Raw genomic sequence first — 13,911 nt, 5'->3', positions numbered from 1 at the left:
CACCAGGCATGGGAGGCTTAGCGAGCTGCGGTCCAGCCCTTGTAATCCTTCAAATTGTCGGCCGTGATCAGCTTCGGGTCGAGCAGTACCGTCGGCTCGGCCGGCTTCTTGCCGGCAAGCAGGTCAGCCGCCATCGTCAGCGACTGACCGGCCATCACATAGGGATCCTGCGAGGCCGAGGCTTTGATCATCGACGTGCCGGAAGCGAGTTCCTTCTCGATATCGGGCGCGCCGTCGACCGCGGTGAAGATGAACTCCGAGCGGTTGAGCTGCTTGGCCGCAAGCTGGGCGCCGATCGCCGTCGGATCGTTGATGGCGAAGACCGCGTCGATCTTGTCGAAACGGGTCAGCAGCGACTGGAACACTTTCAGGCCGCCGTCACGTGAGCCTTCGGCGTTCTGGTCGTCGGAAAGGATCTTGATGTCGGGGTGTTTTGCCAGCACGTCCTTGCAGCCCTTGACCCGCTCCAGGATCGATGACGAGGCCGGGCCGTTGAGGATGACGTAGTCGCCCTTGCCGCCGGTATGATCGACCAGATACTGGCACGCCTCTTCGCCGGCCTTGACGTTGTTGGTCATCACGGTGACGTCGGCGCCCGGCGCCGAAACGTCGAAGGCGGCAACGACGATGCCGGCCGCCTGTGCCTTCTTGACCGCCGGCGCGATCGCTTTGGCATCGACGGCGTTGAGCATGATGACGTCGACGCCGGCGGCGATGAAGGAATCGACCTGCGAAACCTGCTTGTTGAGGTCGTAGTCGGCCGATACCGAGGTCACCTGCACATTCGGATTGATCTTCTTGGCCGCGTCCTCGATGCCCTTGATGGTGGCGACGAAGAACGGATTGCCGAGCAGGCCGACCGAGATGCCGACCTTGTTCAGGTCCTTGGCCGATGCCGGCGCGATGACGGCGGCCGCAAAGGCTACGCCGCAGAGCAGTTTAGCGATGGTCTTCATTGTTTTATTTTCCTCCTGATGCCCCGCGCCTCTCACGGTGCGTTACACATGAAACCGGCTCGTTGGATGCCGGCGACTAAGGGCCATCACGTTCTTGCTCCTGCCTGGAGCCGGTAACGGTCGAGGGCGACCGCCACGATGATGACCAATCCCTTGATGATGTACTGCCAGATGTCCGAAACGCCGGCGAGGATGAGCCCGTTGGACAGCACGGCGATGATCAGGCCGCCGATCAGCGTGCCCCAGATCGAGCCGACGCCGCCGACGAAACTGGTGCCGCCGAGGATGACCGCGGCAATGGCGTCGAGTTCGTAGGACTGGCCGAGCTGCAGCCCGTTGGCGGCATAGAGCCGGGCCGCCGACATAGCGCCGCCAAGCCCGGCCAGAAGGCCGGAAACGCCATAGACGAAGAGCAGCACCAGCGGCACTTTGATGCCGGTCAGCCTGGCGGCCTCGGCGTTACCACCGACGGCGTAGATCCAGGTGCCGAGCACGGTGCGCTTGAGCACCAGCCAGGACAGCACCACCACCGCCAGCGCGATGATTACCAGCCACGGAATGCCGAACAGCGAACCGTTGCCGATGAAGTCGAACGGCAGGTCCGCGTTGAACACCGTAGTGTCCTGGCCAAGCAGGCGGGCGACGCCGCGCACGGCGGTCAGCGATCCCAGCGTGACGATGAAGGGCGGCAGCTTGATGTAGGCGATCAGCAGCCCGTTGATGACGCCGAAGCCGAGCCCGACGAGAATGGCCGCCGGCACGCCCAGCAGTCCCCAAACGGGCACCAGCGACACCATCACCGCCACCATCGCCGAGGCGGCAAGGATCGAGCCGACGGACAGGTCGATGCCGCCGGTCAGGATGACGAAGGTCATGCCGGCCGCCAGCACGATGTTGATCGACGATTGCTGCATGACGATCAGCAGATTGGTCTGGGTGAAAAAGCGCGGGTTGATGAACTGGAAGCCGACCGCCAGCAGGATCAGGATCGGCAGCATGCCGAGTGCGGCAATGGCGGTACGCCACCTCGTACTCCTGCCGACCGCCCGGTCGTCCGCTTTCATCGTGTCGGCCACCTTGTCGGTCATCGCTGAGCCGCTCCCGTTGCAAGTTCCATGATCGCTTCCTGCCGCAGCGGCTCGCCCTCCGACGCCGTCACCTCGCCGGCAATGGTGCCGTCGCGCATCACCAGCACGCGGTCGGCGATGCCGATCACCTCCGGCAGTTCGCTGGAGATCATCAGGATGGCGATGCCTTTCTTGGCCAGGTTGTCGATCAGCCGATAGATTTCCGACTTGGCCCCGACATCGACGCCGCGGGTCGGCTCATCGAGGATGACGACCTGCGGCTCGGTTTCCAGCAGGCGGGCGAGCAGCACCTTCTGCTGGTTGCCGCCCGACAGCGAGCCGGCATTGGCCTGCACCGAGCTGGTGCGGATGGAGAGGTCTGACACCGCCTTGGCGGCGCGCTTTTCGGCAGCCGTGAAGTCGCGCAAACCGCCGGCCTTCGCGTCCTTTGCCAGCACGCCCATGCTGATATTGTCGGAGATCGACATGTCGAGAAACAGGCCAAGTTGCTTGCGGTCCTCGGTCAGGTAGGCAATGCCGGCATCGAGCGCCTCGCTCGGCGAACCGATGGATATCGGTTTGCCGCCGAGCTCCAGCGTGCCTGATGTGTGCCTGTCGGCGCCGAAGATCAGCCGTGCCAGTTCGGTGCGGCCCGAGCCGACCAGGCCGGCCAGTGCCAGCACCTCGCCCTTGTGGAGGTCGAAGGAACAATTGTTTATGAGATTGCCGCCCGACATGCCGCGCACCGACAGCGCGATGGCGCGCTTGCTGTCCGGCGGACGGTGATCCTTCTTGTAGAACGTCGACAGATCGCGCCCGACCATCATCGATACCAGGCGCGAGGCGTTCAGGTCGGCGCGGTCGAGCGTGCCGACATAGCCGCTGTCGCGTAGCACGCTGACGCGGTCGGCGAGCTGGTAAACCTCTTCCATACGGTGGCTGATATAGATGATGGCGATGCCTTGCGACTTCAGCGTCGCGATCACCTCGAACAGCCGGTCGGTCTCACGCGAGGTCAGCGACGTGGTCGGCTCGTCCATGACGATGATGCGCGCATTGGTCGACAGCGCCCGGGCGATTTCCACCAGCTGGCGCTCGCCGAGCGACAGGCTGGTGACCGGGGTGCGCGCCGAAAAGGCCACGCCGAGCCGCGCGATGATCTCGCTGGCGCGCCGGTTGCACTGCTCGCGGTCGACGATGCCGAACCGTCTTGGCTCGTTGCCGAGGAAGATGTTCTGCGCCACCGACAGATTGGGCGCCAGCGACAGCTCCTGATAGATGACCGCAATGCCGGCGGCGCGCGCCTTGATCGGGTCGCCGGTGGCGGCCGGTACGCCGTCGATCAGGATTTCGCCGCCGGGGTCCGGGCGGTAGGCACCGGACAGCACCTTCATCAGCGTCGACTTGCCGGCACCGTTCTCGCCCATCAACGCGTGCAGCTCGCCGGCGTGAACGGTCAGCGACACATCATACAAGGCGCGGATCGCCCCGAACGTCTTCGAGATGTGGCGCATCTCCAGCACCGGCTGGCGCACCGTCTCGATCCGGGCGGCGGCGCTCATCGTGTACCTCCCGAGGCTGCCATGGCCACGCCCCGGTCGGCGGCAAGGCCGCGCCAGTCGTTGCGGTAGCCGGCAAGGCCGCTGAAGCTTGCCGCGTGCACCGCCTCCGGCGCCTCGGTGGCAAACTCGCGTCCGACGCTTTCAAAGGCAAGTGCGGCGGCACCGGTGGCGCTGCCCTCCAGCGTTGCGCCCTGCAGGAAGGTCTGCCCGGGCCGCAATTGCGCCAGCAGCGCGGCAAGCAGCCCGCCATTGTTCAGGCCGCCGTCGACGATCACCGTATTGTCCGAATGGATCAGCTCGAGGCACAGATCGAGCATCAGCGCGACGTAGAGCAGCGCCACGGCCGCGCGTTCCTCGGCATTAGGCGTACGCCCGACCAGTTCGCCGCGGCGGTGCGGCATCGGGCCGCCGGGCGCGAAGCTCGGCAGCGCCATGATGCCGGCGTCGATCACCCGTTGTACCGTTGACGGAGCAATTGCGCCCTGCCAGCCGGCGCTGATCGTGGCGAATTCGCGGCCGCCCATGAAGCGGATGGTCGGCACCGGGCCGCCGTCGACATCGACATTGACCAGCATGTCGCGCTCGCCATCGAGTGCGTCGAGCGGGCAGTCGGGATTGAGCACGACCACCCAGGTGCCGGTCGAGACCACGGTCACCGGCCCGAGCTGCTGCCGGCGGTAGGCATGGAGCGCGGCATTGCTGTCGTGGACGCCATTATGGATGGCGACAGGCTTCGCGGCCTGGCCGAAGCGCTGCTCGCCGATCACCGCGCCGGCACGCTCGAAGGCGGGCATCTGGCCGCGCCAGCCCTCGGCATCGACCAGCGAGCTGAAATCGCGTTTGCGCGGCGCCCATAAATGCGAGTGGCAGCCAAGATACGACACTTCCGATACCGGCCGGCCGCCAAACCGCCAGCTCCAATATTGGGGGTAGCCGAGGATCGATTTCGCTGTGGCGAAGGCACCGGGCTCCACCTCCTTCAGCCACAACATGTGGCGGCCGTAGTTGAAGCCAAGCGGCAGGCGCGGCGAAAAGGTCTCGGCAAAATCCGGAATGCGGCGGTCGATCTGCGCGGCGATTTCAGCTGGCGGTTCCTGCTCGTAATCGAGGATCGGATGCGTCAGCGCGGCTTCGTCGACCAACGCGAAGGTGCAGCCATGGCCGGATACCATCAGTCCTTCCACGCCATGCGTGTCGACTGCATCATCGATGGCGCGGGCCGCCCAGTCGTGCAGCGCTGGCTCGTCAAGCACGCTGAAGCCGCCTTTGCGGATCCAGCTCGGCTGGCTGCGGCGCTCGTCGAGGATCTGTCCGTCCTGGCCGAAGACGAACAGCTTCGAATTGGTCTTGCCGAAATCGAGGACGGCGATGTTCACTGGGCGCCTCCCGAGGAAGCCGCGATCCGCACCATGACGCCGGCATCTTCGAGCATGCGGGCATCTGTCTCGGACAGGCCGTCATCGGTGACCAGCGTGCCGATCCGCGACAGCGGCAGTGCCACATTGCGCGCGTGGATCGACAGTTTTCGGCTGTCGGCCAGCACGACGATCTGGTCGGCGCAGAGGCTGAGCTCGACGATCGAGCGGACCAGCAGCGGGTGCGATTCCAGAAGGCCTTCCTGGCCGATGCCTTGCGCGCCGAGAAAGAACTTCGAGGCGTAGAACGGCACCGTCTGCGTCAGCGAATGGATGATGCCCGGCTCGCGGTGCAGTTCGCCGCCGGCGACGGTGAGGCTGCAATGGCCGTGGTCGCTGAGATAGGCCGCGAGCGGCATCGAGTTGGTGTAGAGCCGGATATTGCGGTCGGCGAGCTTGACGCCGAGATGGAAGCAGGTCGAGCCGCCATGCACGATGACCGCGTCGCCGTCGCGCACCATGGTGGCGGCGAGAGCGGCGATCTGCCGCTTGGCCTCGACGGCGAGGTCGCGGTTCTCGTCATAGGGCCTGGCATAGGCGACGCCGGCTTGCGAAGCGCCATCGAGCGCCGAGATGCCGCCATAGACCTTGCGCGCTTCGCCGGCCTCGTCGATCTTGTCGATGTCGCGCCGCACCGTCGCCGCCGATACGCCAAGCCGCTCCTGCAGCTCGCGCACCGATGCGAAAGGCCGGTCCCGCAAAAGCTCGACAATCTGACGCTGGCGGCCGGAGTCGCTCAACCCTTACCTCCCAATGCGCTTGCCTCCCAAGCATTTTGCACTGCATTGCCGTTTTGCATGGCAATTGGTGCAACTTACTCAACAGCCCTCGGATTGCAAGCCTGATTTGACGCGATAACATCACTGTTGACGTAACTTACTCGCATCTGCGATACCAGCATGGGTCTTCGTCCCGGCACCGGGACGTCCAAAGCCGTGGCCACGCGGCCGGTTTGTGGAGGAATTTCGATGACGATCAGTGCGGATGCGCAGGAACTGGCAGCGCTGCGGTCGCTTTCGGCCGCCATCGGCAGCGACCCGCATCTGACCCAGGCCGCCGGCGGCAACACCTCGCTGAAAGCCGGCGACACGCTCTGGATCAAGGCCTCCGGCACCTGGCTGAAGGACGCGCTCATCGCCGACATCATGGTGCCGGTCGGCATCCCGCCATTGCTCGACGCCATCGAACGGCGCGACCCGGCCGCCGAACAGCCGCAGGCCTTCACTGTCGACGCCCTCAACGCGCGCGGCTTGCGCCCGTCGATCGAGACCACCGTGCATGCGCTGATGCCGCAGCGCATCGTTCTGCATGTTCACTGCGTCGAGACCATTTCGCTGGCCGTGCAGGCCGACTGCGAGGCCGAGGCCGCCAGGCGGCTCAATGGCCATCAATGGGCGTATATTCCCTATCGCCGGCCGGGACTGCCGCTCGCGCAGGGTATCGCCGAGCGCCTTCGGCCAGGCGTGGATATCCTGATCCTCGGCAATCACGGCCTGGTCGTTGCGGCCGAGACCGTCGCCGCGGCCGACATGCTGTTGCGGCGCGTGACACGACTGTTGGCGCGGCCGCCGCGCCAGGTGGGGGAACCGGATATCGCGGCATTGACGGCGCGCGCCGGCGACAGCGACTACAGATTGCCGGCGGACGTTGAGGCGCATGCGGTGGCGATCGACCCCGAAAGCTGCCGCATGGCTTCGGGTGGCAGCCTCTACCCCGACCACGTCATCTTTCTCGGCGAAGGCTCGGTCGTGGCGAGACCGGACGAGGGTGTGAAGCGCGTCATCGAGCGCTGCGGCGCCGCACCCGTGGCGATCCTGTTTCCTGGACTCGGCGTGTTGATGCGCGGCGACGCCGGCGCCGGTGCCGACGCCATGCAGCGCTGCCTTTCCGACGTGACGGCGCGGATCGATGTCTCGGCGAAGCTGAATTATCTGACAGCGGCGGAGAATGACGAACTGATCAACTGGGACGCCGAAAAATATCGCCAGAAACTCAATGCCGGAGGCAGCTGACATGCCGCGTTCGTCTGGTCCGCTTGCCATCGGCATCGACATCGGCACATCCGGCGCGCGCGCCGTCGCCATGCGTCCGGACTTTTCCATTGCCGCGCATTCCGCTATTGCCCTCGAGCGATTTGGGCCGAACGGCCGCGACCCCGCAATATGGTGGGAGGCGGTCGGCGCGACTTTGGCGGAACTGCTCAAATGTATCGATCGCGCGGCAGTGCGCTCGATCGCCGTCGACGGTACGTCGGGCACGCTGCTGCCGGTCGACGGCGCCGGGCGGCCGCTGGCCGAACCGCTGATGTACAACGACAAGGTCGCTGACGACACTATTCTGACAGCAATAGCCGGCGCGGCACCGGCAACGAGCGCTGCACTCGGGGCGACCTCCGGTCTCGCCAAGGCGCTGTCCTTCCAGCACCTGCCCGGCGTCGCCACTGTGCTGCACCAGGCAGACTGGATCGCCGGACAGTTTTCCGGCCGCTTCGATGTCAGCGACGAGAACAACGCCCTGAAGACCGGCTACGACGTCGGGGCCCGGCGCTGGCCGGACTGGATCGCGGCGACCGGCATGCGCATGGAATTCCTGCCCCGCGTCGTGCGGCCGGGCGATGTCACGGACACGCTCACCGCCAGCGCTGCGAAAATGTTCGGCCTGCCGCGTGACGTGGTTATCGTTGCCGGCACGACGGATGGCTGCGCCTCATTCCTGGCGACCGGTGCGAGTGCCGCGGGCGACGGCGTTACCGCGCTCGGCTCGTCGCTGACCATCAAGATCCTCTCCGACCGGCCGATCTCGGCCCCGCAATTCGGCATCTACAGCCATCGGCTGGGTGACACTTACCTGGCGGGCGGCGCCTCGAACTCCGGCGGCAAGGTGCTGGCCCAGCATTTCCCCGTCGCCCGCATTGTCGAACTCAGCAAAAAAATCGACCCGGCGACGAAGACCGGCCTCGATTATTACCCGCTGCCGGCGCTGGGCGAACGCTTCCCCATAGCCGATCCGGCGCTGCCGCCGCGCCTCGAGCCGCGGCCCGCCGACGACGCCGACTATCTGAAAGCGATGTTCGAGGGTATTGCGGCGATCGAAGCGCTCGGCTATCGCCGGCTTGCCGAACTCGGCGCCCCCCGGCTGACATCGGTCAGGAGCGTCGGCGGCGGTGCGGCCAATCCGGCCTGGACAGCGATCCGGCAGCGCAAGCTTGGCGTCGCTCTCGTGCCGGCTCTTTCGGAGGAGGCCGCTGCCGGCACGGCGCGGCTGGCGCTGATGGGCGCAAGCGCAGCGGGGCTTTTATGACGGCCAAGGCAATTCAACACCTCGACGGCATCGCCGCGCTGACCGACCGCTATCAGGTGTTCCTGCTCGACCAATTTGGTGTGCTGCACGACGGCACCAGCGCCTATCCAGGTGCTGTCGAAGCGTTGTCGGCACTCAAGCGCGCCGGCAAGACCATCGTACTGATCTCGAATTCCGGCAAGCGGGCGCAACCCAATGAGCACCGCCTGCTGAAGCTCGGCTTCGAACCGGGAAGCTGGGATCACTTTGTCTCCTCCGGCGAGGTGGCGTGGCGCTCCTTCCACCAAATGGCAGCCTCCGGAGCCCTGCGCCCGCAGACAAAATGCCTGCTGATCCGCCGCGACAATGACCGTTCGGCTGTCGACGGCCTGCCCTTCGTCCTGGCCAAGGACGGCTACGATGCCGAACTGGTGCTGATTTCCGCCAGCGAGGGCGATCGCTACGACCTCGACCATTATCGCCGGCTTCTTGGTCCGGCGGCGGCGCGGCGGGTGCCATGCTTCTGCACCAATCCCGACAAGATCATGCTGACTGCCGTCGGCCCTCGCTTCGGCGCCGGCCGGCTCGCCGATCTCTATGAGAGCCTCGGCGGCAGCGTGGTGCGCATTGGCAAGCCCAATCCGCAGATATTCGAGGCAGCGCTGGCACTGGCGGGCCACCCGGAGCGCGACAGCGTGGTCTGCGTCGGCGACAGCGTCGAGCACGACATCGCCGGCGGCAACGGCGTCGGTGTCGCGACGACGCTGGTCCTGTCGGGCATATTGGCGGGGGCGCCTGACCTGGAGGACGTTTTCGCCACGCTGAACGCCCGTCCCGACTACATCGCGGATAGCTTCAGGTTTCGCTGAGGCGAGACAAAGCTAATCCAGGTTGAAACGCCCGATCACCGGCACATGGTCCGAGGGCCGTTCCCAGCCGCGCGCCGGCCGCAGGATTTCATAGCCGGCAAAATGCGGCACCAGGTTTGGCGACGACCAGACATGGTCGAGGCGGCGGCCGCGATTTGAGGCCTGCCAATCCTGGGCCCGATAGCTCCACCAGGTGTAGAGTTTCTCCTCGTAAGGCACATTGAGCCGCATCAGGTCGATCCAGTCGCCGGCGAGCCGCATTGCCTCGAAGTTTTCCGTCTCGACCGGCGTATGGCTGACGACATTGAGGAGCTGCTTGTGCGACCAGACATCGTGCTCGAGCGGCGCGATGTTGAGGTCGCCGACCAGGATCGAGCCGGAGTGCTCGTCATGCTCGGCCCGCACGGCGTTCATCTCGGCAACGAAATCGAGCTTGTGCTTGAACTTGCGGTTGACGGCCGGGTCGGGCTCGTCGCCGCCGGCCGGAACGTAGAAATTGTGCAGCAGGATCGTTTTGCCGCCGGCGTTGACGGTGACCGACAGATGCCGGCTGTCGTCGATCTCGCAGAAGCGGCGCTTTTCGACCACCTCGATCGGCCGCCGCGCTATGGTGGCAACGCCGTGATAGCCCTTCTGGCCATGGAAGGCGATGTGCTCGTAGCCGAGCTTGCGGAACGCCTTCTCCGGAAACAATTCGTCCGGAACCTTGGTTTCCTGCAGGCAGAGCACGTCCGGCGCCTGCTCGACCAGCCGGCGCTCGACGATCGGCATGCGCAGCCGGACGGAGTTGATGTTCCAGGTAGCGACGGAAAACGGCATGTGGGGTTCCGGACAACGCAAGATCCGCCGGATGGCTCCGACGGAAGTCAATCGCGGAAACTACTGCCAGCCGCGCACCGCAAAAACAAGCCGCCCGCACCAACGCGGAAAAACCATCCCGCAGCAGTAGGAAGTTACCGCGTCTTGGTGTTCAGCTCGCGGTTCGCCGTATAGTCGATGGCGAAGGTGTCGGGGGCGAAGCTGACGCCCTCCTTGGTGTTGAAGATCATCACCGTCGTGTCCTTGCCTTGCGCATCGGTGATGGTCCACTGCCGCAATTCATAAGATTTCGGATCGAACATCATGGTGATCTTCGAATTGCCGAACACCGATTTGTCGGCAAGCTGGATGGTGGTGAGATCGTCCTCTTCCTTGACGCTTCTGACGCGCCCGCCCGACAGATCGATCTTGTCGTCGAGCAGCAGCTTCAGCGGCGTCTTCGACAGCGGATAGAGGTCGGAGGTCCGCAGCTTCTTGTTGAGGATGACCACCGACTTGCCGTCGGAAATCACCCTGAAATTCGAGGCGCCGTCGTAATTGAAGCGGATCTTGCCCGGCCGTTCCAGAAAGAACTTGCCGCCGGTCTGCTCGCCCTTGGGTCCGAACTGCACGAACTCGCCGCTCATCGATTTGACCGAGGAGAAATGATCGGCGATCTTCTGCGCCGTCGCCGGAACCGCTGCTTGCGCCGACGCCAGCAACTGGAAGCCGGGCACGAGGTTGGCGGCCGCCGCACCGGCCAGGACCAGGCCGAGGCCGAGCACCTGCCGGCGGGTTGGGGCGAAATCCCTGCTTGGGGCGAGAGTTGCGTTTTTCATGCCGGTCACCATCATCTGATTGCTTGCTCGTTATATTGGTCTGGCCCCCCAGTTGGGCTTAAGTTTGGCGGGCCGCACGGCGCTCATCGTTGCAACGCGCCAAAAGGTTCAAAGTTGCCGGCGCGGATGTGCTCTAGAACTTGTCGTCCTCCGTCGGCACCAGGATTTCGCGTTTTCCGGCATGGTTGGCCGGGCCGACAATGCCTTCCTTCTCCATCTTCTCGATGATCGAGGCGGCGCGGTTGTAGCCAATGCCGAGCCGGCGCTGGATGTAGCTGGTCGAGGCCTTGCCGTCGCGCAGCACCACCGCAACCGCCTGGTCGTAGGGATCGTCGGAATCCTCGAAATTACCGCCGTCGCCGCCGCCACTGCCTTTGCCCGTCGGCTCGTCGTCATCCTTGTCGTCGTCCTCCGTGATGGCGTCGAGATATTCCGGCACGCCCTGCAGCTTCAGATGCGCGACGATCTTCTCCACCTCGTCGTCGGAGACGAAGGGACCGTGCACGCGCTGGATGCGGCCGCCGCCGGCCATGTAGAGCATATCGCCCATGCCGAGCAGCTGTTCGGCGCCCTGCTCGCCCAGGATGGTGCGGCTGTCGATCTTCGATGTCACCTGGAACGAGATACGGGTCGGGAAATTCGCCTTGATGGTGCCGGTGATGACGTCGACCGACGGCCGCTGCGTTGCCATAATGACATGGATGCCGGCGGCGCGCGCCATCTGCGCCAGGCGCTGCACCGCGCCTTCGATGTCCTTGCCGGCGACCATCATCAAATCGGCCATCTCGTCGATGATGACGACGATGTAGGGCATCGGCTCCAGGTCGAGGTTCTCCGTCTCGTAGATCGCTTCGCCGGTCTGGCGGTCGAAGCCGGTCTGCACGGTGCGGGAGATCCTTTCGCCCTTTTTCTCGGCCTGCTGCACGCGGGCGTTGAAACCGTCGATGTTGCGAACGCCGACCTTCGACATCTTGCGGTAGCGGTCCTCCATCTCGCGCACGGTCCATTTCAGCGCCACCACCGCCTTCTTCGGATCGGTGACCACCGGCGTCAGAAGATGCGGGATGCCGTCATAGACCGAGAGTTCCAGCATCTTTGGATCGATCATGATCAGCCGGCAGTCCTGCGGCGTCAGCCGATAGAGCAGCGACAGGATCATGGTGTTGATGGCGACGGACTTGCCCGAGCCGGTGGTGCCGGCGACCAGCACGTGCGGCATTTTGGCGATGTCGACGATCACCGCCTCGCCATTGATGGTCTTGCCCAGCGCCAGCGCCAGCTTGGCCTTGGTGGTCTCGAAATCGCGGCTGGCCATGATCTCGCGCAAATAGACGGTCTCGCGCCTGGCGTTCGGCAATTCGATGCCGATGGCATTGCGGCCCGGCACCACGGCGACACGGCAGGCGATGGCGCTCATCGAGCGGGCGATGTCGTCGGACAGGCCGATGACCCGCGACGATTTGATGCCGGGCGCCGGTTCCAACTCGTAGAGCGTGACGACCGGACCCGGACGCACATGGATGATTTCGCCTTTGACGCCGAAATCCTCCAGCACGCCCTCGAGCAGGCGAGCGTTCTGCTCCAGCGCGTCCTTGGACAGGCTTGCGTCGCGCACCACGTTCTTCGGTTCCGACAGGAAATGCAGCGACGGCATCTCGAATTTCTCCGAGCCGATCAGCGACGTCTGCGCCTCGCGCTGGACGCGGGCGCCTGGTGCCGGCCGCGGCGCCGGCGCCTCGACGCGCGTCGCCGCGTCGGAGCGGAAGTTCTGCACCTTGGCCGTCGGCGCGGCGCGGCGCTGGCCGGCCGGCTCGGGCGCGAAATCCATGTCGTCGTTGTCGAAGATGTCGGCATCGTCGGGGTCGATCGAGGCACTGCGGTCGTTGACCATGGCGGCGAAGAATTCCGGCTCGACGCGGGCGCGCCCGCCCGGGCTCATCCGCGCCTCGGCGAACTCGGCCGATTCGACTCGTTCGGCCGCCCGCCGCCAGGCGCTGGGGCGCGGTTCCATCTCCGGTTCGAAATCGTCGCGCTCGCGCCGACGCGCGGCGCGGCGGCGCAGATAGGCCCGCAGCGACAGCCACCAGTGGGTGATGGCGCCAAGCGCCAATATGCCTTCGTCGCCCTCGTCCTCGTCATTGTCGAAAAGCAGGTCGTCCTGCGGATCGGGCACGGCAGGCTGTTCGAGGACGGCAAAGCCGTTCTTGCGCGAAATCAGCGCCGAGCCATACAAGAATACCCACAGCGCCGGCGCTGCCAGGAGCAAGGCGAGCACGCTGGCGACGAGGCCGGTCGGATAGCCGCCGATGATGAGGCCCGGGATATTGAGCACCATATCGCCGAATACGCCGCCGAGGCCGGTCGGCAGCGGCCAGGTCTTGGGCGGCACCACGCAGCCGGCGATTGCCGCGCCAAGCAGCGAAAACCCGAACCAGGCGAGCGCCCGTTTCGGCAGCCTGTCGACGCCGCGCGCGGTAAACAGCAGAAATCCCCAGATCACCGCCGGCACCAACGCCGCAACGGCGGCAAGCCCGAAGAACTGCATGGCGATGTCGGAAAAGACGGCGCCCGCATAACCCATTGCATTGGTGACGATATTATCGGTGGCGTGCGAAAAGCTCGGATCGGCGACGTTCCAGGTGGCAAGGGCGGCGACGCCGAAGCCAACCAGAGCAAACAGCCCGGCACCGACCAGCCGCCCGACCTGGCGCCTTGCGAACGCCCGGATGCCGTGCCCCGTATCGGCCAGCGCAAGCGGTGCTGAAGCCCCTGAACGCATGCTCTTCCTCGTCTGTCGTTGCCCGGCCGGGCGCGGACGCGCAACACGGCAGATTCGGCTGTCAGACTAGCGGCGGGAAGGTTAAGGGCGCATTAACCATGGGCAATCTGCGTCTCAGGGACGGGCGCAAGATGTCATGCCTGACGTCCCATTCGAACATGACGACCGCCACCACAGTTCGGAGCCGCCGCGGCCGATGTTTCACGCCGCCGGCGGATCGAGCACCCTTGATCAAGCGACCGCGATCGAGCCATCACGGCCATCCGCGCGCAAAAAAGAGGCCCGGAAGGTTTCCGGGCCTCAAGGCGTGAGTCCTTTCGGGAGCGTCACGACGGGATCTTCCCGGC

The 13,911-nt window shown here is 65.3% G+C and carries 11 protein-coding genes; 3 read left to right on the top strand and 8 right to left on the bottom strand.

All coding sequences use genetic code 11. From position 1 onward, the window contains the following. Positions 1-17 precede the first annotated feature (17 nt). From NKH50_RS05810 to NKH50_RS05790, 5 genes are all read right to left on the bottom strand, one after another. On the bottom strand, positions 18-956 hold the full coding sequence (locus NKH50_RS05810) for an ABC transporter substrate-binding protein (RefSeq protein WP_254817805.1): 939 nt from the start codon (positions 954-956) through the stop codon (positions 18-20). 86 nt (positions 957-1,042) lie between these two features. Beyond that, positions 1,043-2,020, bottom strand: coding sequence for an ABC transporter permease subunit (locus tag NKH50_RS05805; RefSeq protein WP_502906840.1), 978 nt, complete (start codon positions 2,018-2,020; stop codon positions 1,043-1,045). Positions 2,021-2,040: 20 nt separating this feature from the next. Then, positions 2,041-3,585 carry a sugar ABC transporter ATP-binding protein gene (locus NKH50_RS05800; RefSeq protein WP_352877259.1) on the bottom strand — a complete coding sequence of 515 codons (1,545 nt, stop codon included), beginning with the start codon at positions 3,583-3,585 and terminating at the stop codon, positions 2,041-2,043. Further along, a complete protein-coding gene (locus tag NKH50_RS05795) occupies positions 3,582-4,961 on the bottom strand; it encodes an FGGY-family carbohydrate kinase (RefSeq protein WP_352877257.1) in 1,380 nt (459 codons plus the stop codon). Before NKH50_RS05795 ends, NKH50_RS05800 begins: the two co-directional genes overlap by 4 nt. After that, entirely contained in the window at positions 4,958-5,740 is a 783-nt protein-coding gene (locus NKH50_RS05790; RefSeq protein ID WP_023680486.1) for a DeoR/GlpR family DNA-binding transcription regulator, read from the bottom strand. The genes NKH50_RS05795 and NKH50_RS05790 overlap by 4 nt, the downstream gene beginning before the upstream one ends. A 228-nt stretch (positions 5,741-5,968) precedes the next feature. Between NKH50_RS05790 and NKH50_RS05785 the strand changes: the two genes are divergently transcribed. The 3 genes from NKH50_RS05785 to NKH50_RS05775 are packed head-to-tail and all read left to right on the top strand — an operon-like array spanning position 5,969 to position 9,148. Next, complete coding sequence (locus NKH50_RS05785) at positions 5,969-7,012, top strand: class II aldolase/adducin family protein (RefSeq protein WP_352877255.1); 1,044 nt, start codon at positions 5,969-5,971, stop codon at positions 7,010-7,012. A 1-nt stretch (position 7,013) separates the two neighbouring features. Next, positions 7,014-8,300, top strand: coding sequence for an FGGY-family carbohydrate kinase (locus NKH50_RS05780; protein ID WP_352877252.1), 1,287 nt, complete (start codon positions 7,014-7,016; stop codon positions 8,298-8,300). Next, positions 8,297-9,148 (top strand): TIGR01459 family HAD-type hydrolase, encoded by an 852-nt coding sequence (locus tag NKH50_RS05775; RefSeq protein WP_352877250.1) that lies wholly within the window; start codon positions 8,297-8,299, stop codon positions 9,146-9,148. The genes NKH50_RS05780 and NKH50_RS05775 overlap by 4 nt, the downstream gene beginning before the upstream one ends. A gap of 12 nt (positions 9,149-9,160) precedes the next feature. Here NKH50_RS05775 and NKH50_RS05770 read toward each other — a convergent pair whose 3' ends face one another. From NKH50_RS05770 to NKH50_RS05760, 3 genes are all read right to left on the bottom strand, one after another. Then, a complete protein-coding gene (locus tag NKH50_RS05770) occupies positions 9,161-9,967 on the bottom strand; it encodes an exodeoxyribonuclease III (RefSeq protein ID WP_352877247.1) in 807 nt (268 codons plus the stop codon). A 134-nt stretch (positions 9,968-10,101) separates the two neighbouring features. After that, on the bottom strand, positions 10,102-10,785 hold the full coding sequence (locus NKH50_RS05765) for an outer membrane lipoprotein carrier protein LolA (RefSeq protein ID WP_031213172.1): 684 nt from the start codon (positions 10,783-10,785) through the stop codon (positions 10,102-10,104). 133 nt (positions 10,786-10,918) lie between these two features. Further along, positions 10,919-13,564, bottom strand: a complete 2,646-nt coding sequence (locus NKH50_RS05760; RefSeq protein WP_352877245.1) for an FtsK/SpoIIIE family DNA translocase — start codon at positions 13,562-13,564, stop codon at positions 10,919-10,921. Positions 13,565-13,911 lie beyond the last annotated feature (347 nt).

The sequence above is a fragment of the Mesorhizobium sp. M1027 genome (genome assembly GCF_040318745.1).
GTDB lineage: Bacteria > Pseudomonadota > Alphaproteobacteria > Rhizobiales > Rhizobiaceae > Mesorhizobium.
The sequence above is the reverse complement of the archived record's forward strand: the minus strand, read 5'-3'. Positions and strand labels throughout refer to the sequence as shown.

Bases quoted from the DNA above. Each gene is read 5' to 3' on its own strand.
- NKH50_RS05810 (WP_254817805.1), bottom strand. From the start codon at position 956: ATGAAGACCATCGCTAAACTGCTCTGCGGCGTAGCCTTTGCGGCCGCC.
- NKH50_RS05805 (WP_502906840.1), bottom strand. From the start codon at position 2,020: ATGAAAGCGGACGACCGGGCGGTCGGCAGGAGTACGAGGTGGCGTACC.
- NKH50_RS05800 (WP_352877259.1), bottom strand. From the start codon at position 3,585: ATGAGCGCCGCCGCCCGGATCGAGACGGTGCGCCAGCCGGTGCTGGAG.
- NKH50_RS05785 (WP_352877255.1), top strand. From the start codon at position 5,969: ATGACGATCAGTGCGGATGCGCAGGAACTGGCAGCGCTGCGGTCGCTT.
- NKH50_RS05780 (WP_352877252.1), top strand. From the start codon at position 7,014: ATGCCGCGTTCGTCTGGTCCGCTTGCCATCGGCATCGACATCGGCACA.
- NKH50_RS05775 (WP_352877250.1), top strand. From the start codon at position 8,297: ATGACGGCCAAGGCAATTCAACACCTCGACGGCATCGCCGCGCTGACC.
- NKH50_RS05770 (WP_352877247.1), bottom strand. From the start codon at position 9,967: ATGCCGTTTTCCGTCGCTACCTGGAACATCAACTCCGTCCGGCTGCGC.
- NKH50_RS05765 (WP_031213172.1), bottom strand. From the start codon at position 10,785: ATGAAAAACGCAACTCTCGCCCCAAGCAGGGATTTCGCCCCAACCCGC.
- NKH50_RS05760 (WP_352877245.1), bottom strand. From the start codon at position 13,564: ATGCGTTCAGGGGCTTCAGCACCGCTTGCGCTGGCCGATACGGGGCAC.